The organism is Pseudophaeobacter sp. 1A16562 (assembly GCF_041008785.1).
GTDB lineage: Bacteria > Pseudomonadota > Alphaproteobacteria > Rhodobacterales > Rhodobacteraceae > Phycobacter > Phycobacter gallaeciensis_A.
Genome location: NZ_JAXGFT010000035.1, coordinates 1 through 6,876 on the forward strand (window position 1 = coordinate 1; position 6,876 = coordinate 6,876).

Consider the following 6,876-nt stretch of genomic DNA (forward strand, 5'->3'; position numbering starts at 1 on the left):
GCTTATGCCGAAGAAACCCTGTGCGCAGGGCGGGTGCTCCCGTCTGGTTGAGGTTGGGACGATCTACTGCAAGGCGCATGAACGTGCCGAGAAGCAGAACCGGGACCGACCTTCGGAGGCAAGGCGGCGGTCAGAGCGGCCGAGCCGGAAGTGGTATGCAAGCAAGGGCTGGCGGGGCAAAGGCGGGCGGCGGCTGACACAGCTGGACGCAGAGCCTTTGTGCCGGATGTGCCCGGATCATTCAAAGCAGCTGGCGACGGTGGCGGACCATGTGGTGCCTCACCGAGACGATTATGGGCTGTTCTGGTTCGGGGCGCTGCAGTCGCTCTGCAAGTCTTGTCATGACAGCAAGAAACAGCGGGCCGAGCGGCGCGCAGGTAGGGTGGGGGGCCTCGGAAAGTCTGGGGCCTTTTGATGTGAAACCGGCGGGGGTAATCGGATTTTTCCGCGCAGAAATTTAGAGGGGGGGGGGTATGCAGAACAGTGGAACGGATATTGAGAAACTGGTGCGCCTTCTGGGCGGCTGGCCACCTCATTTTGATGATGTGGAAAAGGCGCATGGCGAAAGCTTGCTGCGGTACCTGAAGCGGGACGGGCTGGTGGATGAGCCGGTGTTTGGCCAGGTGGTGCGCTATGCGGTGCACCGGGCCGCGTTTGACCGGCTGTCGGTCCTGATCGTGGATGAGGGCTTTGAGGCCATGGAAGGCAACTTCCTTTCTGGCCTGAGCCAGCAGCGCGCCTTTCATGAAAACCGCCTGGCGGCGCTGGAAAAGGAACTCCTGGGCACGCCTTACGTGCGGGCCAAGAACGGGCAGGCTACCCAGACTTCCTTCATGGAGCTGCTGGGAGATCCTGCGCCGCCCAAGGGCGGCGGCAAGGTGACGCCGTTCAAGCCGCTGACGCGCAAGGCGGGGCGCGGGTAGGCAATGACGGACAATTTGGTGGAGATGCCGGTCACGCAAAGGGCGTTTGACTGGGTGGATGGGGTTTTGTCTGGTGCAATCCCCAGCGGCAAGCGGATCATTCAGGCCTGCCAGCGGTTCAGGACCGATCTGAGCCGGGCGGGCACGGATGCCTTTCCTTATGTGTTTGATGCGGAAGCCTCGGAGCACATGTGCGCCTTCATGGAAACGCTGCCTCATATCGAGGGGGCCTGGGCGGCGCAGGGCGAGACCATCGAGCTGCTGGGCTGGCAGGCCTTCCTGATCAGCCAGATCGGCGGCTGGCGCCACATGGTGAGTGGCTTGCGCCGGTTCCGGACGGCCTATGTGGAGGTGCCGCGAAAGAACGGGAAATCGACGCTGCTGGCCGGGGTGGGGCTTTACTTCCTCGGCGCGGACGGTGAGCCGGGGGCGAAGGTTTATTCGGCGGCGGCCTCGACGCACCAGGCGCGGATCGTGTTTGACGCGGCGCGGGTGATGGCGCTGACGGGGGAGTTCGAGGGCACCGGCCTTGATGCGCTCCTGGGGCTCACGATCGAGGAGCACAAGATCAAGACGCCGGATCCGGCGGCGGTGTTCCAGCCGATTGCGAGCCAGACCAAATCGAAGGACGGCAAGAACCCGCATTGCGCGATTGTCGATGAGCTACATGAGCACGAAAAACGCGATGTCTGGGACTCGATGGCCTCGGCTCTGGGGGCGCGGGAGCACCCGCTGCTGATCGCGATCACCACGGCGGGCTATAACACCGCCGGGATCTGCTATGAGCAGCGCAAGTATGTGCAGAGCCTTCTGGACGGGGCGCGGGCGAATGAGCGCTATCTGGGGCTGATCTTTGAAGCCGATGAGGGCGATGAGCCGGGCGATCCCAAGACCTGGGAGAAGGCGAACCCCAGCCTCTATTCGGCCAAGTCTCTGGAATACATGCAGGACGAATGGGAGAAGGCTACGGCCAGCCCGGCGGCGATGGGGGAATTCCTGCGCAAGCACCTGGACATCTGGACCAGTGTGGGGGCCGCGGCGCTGGATATGGATGCCTGGCGCGCCAGCGAGGATCCGGGGCTGCAGCTTGCGGATTTTGCCGGGTGCAAGGCGTATCTCGGCGTGGATCTTGCAACGCGGCGCGACCCGGCCAGCGTGACGCTGGTGATCCCCGACGAGGGCGATCCCGCCAAGGGGCCTCTCAAGGTCTTCAGCTGGCACTTCCTGCCGGAGAAACTGGTCGAGGCGCCGGGCAATGAGCACCTCTGGGGCTGGGCCAAGGATGGCTTCATCCGCACGACGCAGGGAGCGGAGCTGGATCTGCGCATCGTGGAGGCGCTGGTTCTGCAGCTGGCGGGGCTCGGGGATGACAGCTGGGGCTGGGGGCACCTGCCTGCGCTTGATATCGAGATGGTGATTTACGATGCGCTCTTTGCAGCGCAGATGGCGGCGGCCTGGGAGGCTGCGGGCATGACGGCGGTGGAGCTGCGCTCGCGGGCGTCGAACCTCAACGAACCCTTCAACAAGCTGATCGCGGCGGTGGATGATCACCGGCTGATCAATGACGGCAATCCGGTTCTGACCTGGATGGCTGGCAACACGCTGCTGAAGCAGGTGCAGGGGGGCGACTACATCTATCCGGCAAAGCTGGTGCCGGAGGACAAGATCGACGGGATCGTTGCTCTGATCAACGCGCTTTGGCCGCTGAGCCAGGTGCCGGAAGATACGGGCAATGATGACCGGCGGAACAGTTTTTTCCAGGCACTTGGCATGCCGCAGGGAGCGTAACACATGGGGCTGAACACATGGGTCTGATCAGCAAGGCGCTGTCCTCTGTCGGGTTGCAGCTGAAATCCGAAAGCAGCGTGAAATGGGCCGATGGTCGCGCGCAAGGCGGTGGCGGCGAGGGCCATGTGGGCAATGCGGGCGAGGTGGTCAGCGCGCGCTCCAGCCTGAGCCTCTCGGCAGTCTGGGGCTGCGCCAACCTGATCAGCGGCACGCTGTCGTCCTTGCCGTTTGAGGTGCAGCGCAGGGACAGCGATGGCTTCACCGAAACGGATCCCGGTCATCCTCTCCATGCGGTGATCCATGAGAGCCCGAACTTTGACCAGACGGCGCTGGACTTCTGGGACTTCATGAACCTGTCGATCGAGCTCTGGGGCAATGCCTATGCCTCGGTGCAGCGCCGGGACGGGAAGATCGTAGCGCTTTACCCGGTGCATCCGGAGGCGATGTCGGTGCGGCGGCTCGGGAGCGGGCGGATTGAATACCGCTGGACTGACAGCGGCAAATCCTTCGTGCGGCTGGATCGGGATGTGTTCCACATCCGCGGGCCGGGCGGCAATGCGCTCGGGGGCATGTCGACGCTGCGCTTTGGTGTGCAGGCCTTCTCTTCGGCGCTGGCGGCGGACCGGGCGGCGGCGGGCATGTTCCGCAACGGGCTGCGCCCCTCGGGGCTGATCAAGTTCAAGGAATGGCTGAGCGCGCCGGAGCGGGAAGCGGCGGAGAAGATCGTCGAAAAGTACCTGGGCGCTGTGAACTCGGGCAAGCCGTTCATTGCCGAGGGGGGCATGGAATATGACCACCTGAGCATCTCGCCGGAAGATGCGCAGATGCTGGAGACGCGGCAGTTCTCGGTCGAGGAGATCTGCCGCTACTTCCAGGTGCCGCCCGCGCTCATTGGTCATGCGGGGGCCTCGACGGCCTGGCCAACCAGCGTGGATCAGCAGGTCCTGATGTTCACCAAGTTCTACCTGCGCCGCCGGGTGAAACGGATCGAGCAGGCGGTGAGAAAGCAGCTGCTGACCCCGGCGGACCGGGCGGCGGGTGTGAGCGTGCGGATCAACATGGACGGGCTGATGCGCGGGGACAGCGCCAGCCGGGCGGCGTTTTACCAGATCATGGTTCAGATCGGGGCATTGACGATCAACGAGGTGCGCAAGCTGGAAGGGCGGCGGCCTGTGGCGGGCGGCGATGAGGTGCGCATGCAGATGCAGAACATTCCGATCACGGAGACAGGAGAGGGCTGATGGTGGTGGAGACGAAGGATATGGCGGTTGACCTGACGGCCGCCGCGGACAGTGGCGCGATTGAAGGCTATGCCAGCCTCTTCGGGATCGAGGACCAGGGTGGCGATATCGTGGCGCCGGGCGCCTATGCCGCGAGCCTTGCAAAGCTGACGCAGGACGGGCGCCGGGTGAAGATGCTCTGGCAGCATGATCCGGCGCAGCCGATCGGGGTCTGGGATGAGGCGCGCGAGGATGAGCGAGGGCTCTGGGTGAAAGGGCGGATCCTGACGGAGGTGGCCAAGGGCCGCGAGGCGCAGGCGCTGATCAAAGCGGGATCGATTGACGGGTTGTCGATCGGCTACCGGACGGTGAAGGCGCAGAAACAGAGCGGCGGGCAGCGGCTCTTGCAGGAGCTGGAGCTCTGGGAGGTCTCGCTTGTGACCTTCCCGATGCTGCCAGAGGCGCGGGTGGCGGCCAAGTCTGATGTGCCCGCGCAGGTATTGGACAAGCTCCGGGCCGGGGACCGGCTGACGGAGCGGGAGTTTGAACGGATGGCCAAGGGAATTGGTCTTTCAAACTCGCAGGCGGAGCGTGCCGCGCGCATCCACCTGAAGGGGCAGGGGGAGCCTGCCACAGCGGAGAGCGAGGCGGTGTCGTTTTACGCCGCGATGCTGGGTTCCTGACCCGCAGATAACCCTAACATTTACAGGAGGTTCCCCATGTCGGGAGAGACCAAGACCGCTGCAGAGCTGGCAGCGGAAACCAAAGCTGCGTTCGATCGTCAGTTCGACGCGGTGAAAGCCATTGCCGAGGATGCCCTGGGCAAGGCGCAGGCTGGTGAAGAGCTGGGCCGGTCGGTCAAGGAAAAGGCCGATGAGGCCCTGGTGGAAATGAACGGCCTCAAATCCACGCTGACCGAGCTCGAGCAGAAGCTGGACCGCGATGGCGGTGCGGCGGGGACCGAGCACAAAAGCGTGGGTCAGCAGTTTGTTGAGAGCGATGAGTTCAAGTCTTTCGGAGAAGACGGATTCGGCCGCAATTCCAAGGCGCGGATGGAGCTCAAAGCCTCGCTCACGCTGGCGACCACGGATACCGATGGTGCAGTGGGGGCCGGGGTTGGCGCAACGCGCCTTCCGGGCATTCAGGAGATGCCGCAGCGGCGGATGACGGTGCGCGATCTGCTGTCGCCGGGCCGGATGGATGGCAATACGCTGGAATATGTGCAGGAGACGGGGTTCAACAACAACGCCGCGCCTGTTGCCGAAGGCGGCCCGAAGCCGGGATCGGATATCAAGCTCACTGAGAAATCCACCGGGGCCAAGGTGATTGCGCATCACATGAAGGTGTCGCGCCAGGCGCTGAGCGATGTCTCGCAGCTGCGCTCGATGATTGACCAGCGGCTGCTCTATGGTCTGGACTTCAAGGAAGAGGTGCAGATCCTGAATGGCGATGGCACCGGGCAGAACCTGCATGGGATCATTCCCAATGCGACGGCCTATGCGCCTGCCTTTGCGGTCGGGGCGGAGACTGTGATCGACAAGCTGCGGCTTGCGATGCTGCAGGCGGCCCTGGCGGAGTACCCGGCCACGGGGCATGTGCTGAACCCGATCGACTGGGCGCGGATTGAGCTGACGAAGAACGCCAACGAGGATTACATCATCGGCAATCCGCAGGGCAGTGCGCAACCGATGCTGTGGCGCCTGCCGGTGGTTCAGACGCAGGCGATCACGGTGGACAAGTTCCTGACCGGGGCCTTCCGCATGGGTGGCCAGGTCTTTGACCGCTGGGATGCCTCGATCGAGACCGGTTATGAAAACGATGACTTCACCCGGAACATGGTGACGATCCTGGCCGAGGAGCGCCTGGCGCTGGCGATCTACCGGCCGGAGGCCTTCATCTACGGGGATCTGGGCTTTGTTGCCTGATCCGGAGTGATCTGAGCCAGGAGGGGCGCGCAGTTTTGCGCGCCCTTTTCTTTTGAAAGAGCGGGAGAAAGCCCATGAAATACATCGTCAAACGTCCGCATCAGGGCGACCAGTGGTACAACGAGGGGGACGCACGGGAGGCGGATCCGCGCGATGTGGCGCATCTGGTGGCGCGCGGCGTGCTTGTTCTGCCGGATGAGGGGGAAGCCGCCGAGACGCCGGAAGATCCGGACAGCAGCAAGGCAAGTCCGGTTCCGGAAACCAAGGCTTCCGAGCCTGCTGAAACCAAAGGGCAGGAGTAAGCCGCGATGTGGCTGGAACGGCTCTCTGGTGGCAATGCCGCACTGATCACGCTTGCGGATGCAAAGGACAAGCTGCGGATCCTCACGCCGGAAGGAGAAGATCCGCAGCTTGATGCGGAGATCACCCGGGCCATTGCTGCGGCTTCAGCGCATCTGGATGTGGACGGCGATGGTTTTGGTGGCCTCGGCTTTCCTCTCGTGTCGCAGCAATGGGTGCGCAAGGGGGCGGGGTTTGCCAGTGATCTGCTGCGCCTGCCGTTTGCGCGGATCCGTTCGGTGGATGCGGTGCGCTGCCTCCAGGAGGACGGATCCAGCCTGACCGTGCCGCCTGAGGATTACATCCTTGCCGGATCCGGCCGCGCCCGGCGCATTGAGCTGCTGCCCGGGAAATCCTGGCCAACCCATGCGGCGCGCGCCGATGCGGTTGAGATCCAGTTCACGGCAGGCTTTGCCACCGCTGAGGATGTGCCGGAGGATATCCGGGCGGCGGCGCGTGAGCTGGTGAAGCTCTATTATGATCACCCGCTGGCGGATGCGGCTTTGGGTATTCCGGAGCAGGTGCAGCGCGGGGTGGACCGGCTGACCCGCCGCTACCGGGCGTTCTCAGGATGAAGGCGGGATCGGCGCCGCGTCTGGATCGGCGGATCGTGATCCTTCAGGCGAGCTTTGCAGAAAATGAGGCCGGGGAAGATGTTGCCACCGGCTGGGCGGAGTATGC

General features: G+C 64.0%; 7 protein-coding genes and 1 pseudogene. All 8 read left to right on the forward strand.

The features are described 5' to 3' along the window. Positions 1 to 415, forward strand: a 415-nt coding sequence (locus SM764_RS22410; protein ID WP_369002852.1) for a DUF8602 domain-containing protein, incomplete at its 5' end; no start/stop codon positions are given. 58 nt (positions 416 to 473) lie between these two features. Further along, positions 474 to 923, forward strand: coding sequence for a hypothetical protein (locus tag SM764_RS22415; RefSeq protein ID WP_369002853.1), 450 nt, complete (start codon positions 474 to 476; stop codon positions 921 to 923). A 3-nt stretch (positions 924 to 926) separates the two neighbouring features. Further along, the gene (locus SM764_RS22420) at positions 927 to 2,711 is read left to right on the forward strand and encodes a terminase large subunit (RefSeq protein ID WP_369002854.1); all 1,785 of its coding nucleotides are present in this window, start codon (positions 927 to 929) and stop codon (positions 2,709 to 2,711) included. 17 nt (positions 2,712 to 2,728) lie between these two features. Then, entirely contained in the window at positions 2,729 to 3,952 is a 1,224-nt protein-coding gene (locus SM764_RS22425) for a phage portal protein (RefSeq protein ID WP_369002855.1), read from the forward strand. Further along, positions 3,952 to 4,434 (forward strand): annotated as a pseudogene (locus tag SM764_RS22430) (HK97 family phage prohead protease); the annotation flags it as partial. The gene SM764_RS22425 and the pseudogene SM764_RS22430, both read left to right, overlap by 1 nt. Positions 4,435 to 4,650: 216 nt before the next feature. Beyond that, positions 4,651 to 5,856 carry a phage major capsid protein gene (locus tag SM764_RS22435; RefSeq protein ID WP_274832585.1) on the forward strand — a complete coding sequence of 402 codons (1,206 nt, stop codon included), beginning with the start codon at positions 4,651 to 4,653 and terminating at the stop codon, positions 5,854 to 5,856. A 74-nt stretch (positions 5,857 to 5,930) separates the two neighbouring features. After that, positions 5,931 to 6,158: a hypothetical protein gene (locus SM764_RS22440; RefSeq protein ID WP_369002856.1), complete on the forward strand. Its 228-nt coding sequence runs from the start codon at positions 5,931 to 5,933 to the stop codon at positions 6,156 to 6,158. A 6-nt stretch (positions 6,159 to 6,164) separates the two neighbouring features. After that, a complete protein-coding gene (locus SM764_RS22445) occupies positions 6,165 to 6,770 on the forward strand; it encodes a head-tail connector protein (protein WP_369002857.1) in 606 nt (201 codons plus the stop codon). Positions 6,771 to 6,876 lie beyond the last annotated feature (106 nt).

What these genes read in the sequence shown, in the direction of transcription:
- SM764_RS22440 (WP_369002856.1), top strand. Translation starts at nt 5,931, where the DNA reads ATGAAATACATCGTCAAACGTCCGCATCAGGGCGACCAGTGGTACAAC.
- SM764_RS22415 (WP_369002853.1), top strand. Translation starts at nt 474, where the DNA reads ATGCAGAACAGTGGAACGGATATTGAGAAACTGGTGCGCCTTCTGGGC.
- SM764_RS22435 (WP_274832585.1), top strand. Translation starts at nt 4,651, where the DNA reads ATGTCGGGAGAGACCAAGACCGCTGCAGAGCTGGCAGCGGAAACCAAA.
- SM764_RS22425 (WP_369002855.1), top strand. Translation starts at nt 2,729, where the DNA reads ATGGGTCTGATCAGCAAGGCGCTGTCCTCTGTCGGGTTGCAGCTGAAA.
- SM764_RS22420 (WP_369002854.1), top strand. Translation starts at nt 927, where the DNA reads ATGACGGACAATTTGGTGGAGATGCCGGTCACGCAAAGGGCGTTTGAC.
- SM764_RS22445 (WP_369002857.1), top strand. Translation starts at nt 6,165, where the DNA reads ATGTGGCTGGAACGGCTCTCTGGTGGCAATGCCGCACTGATCACGCTT.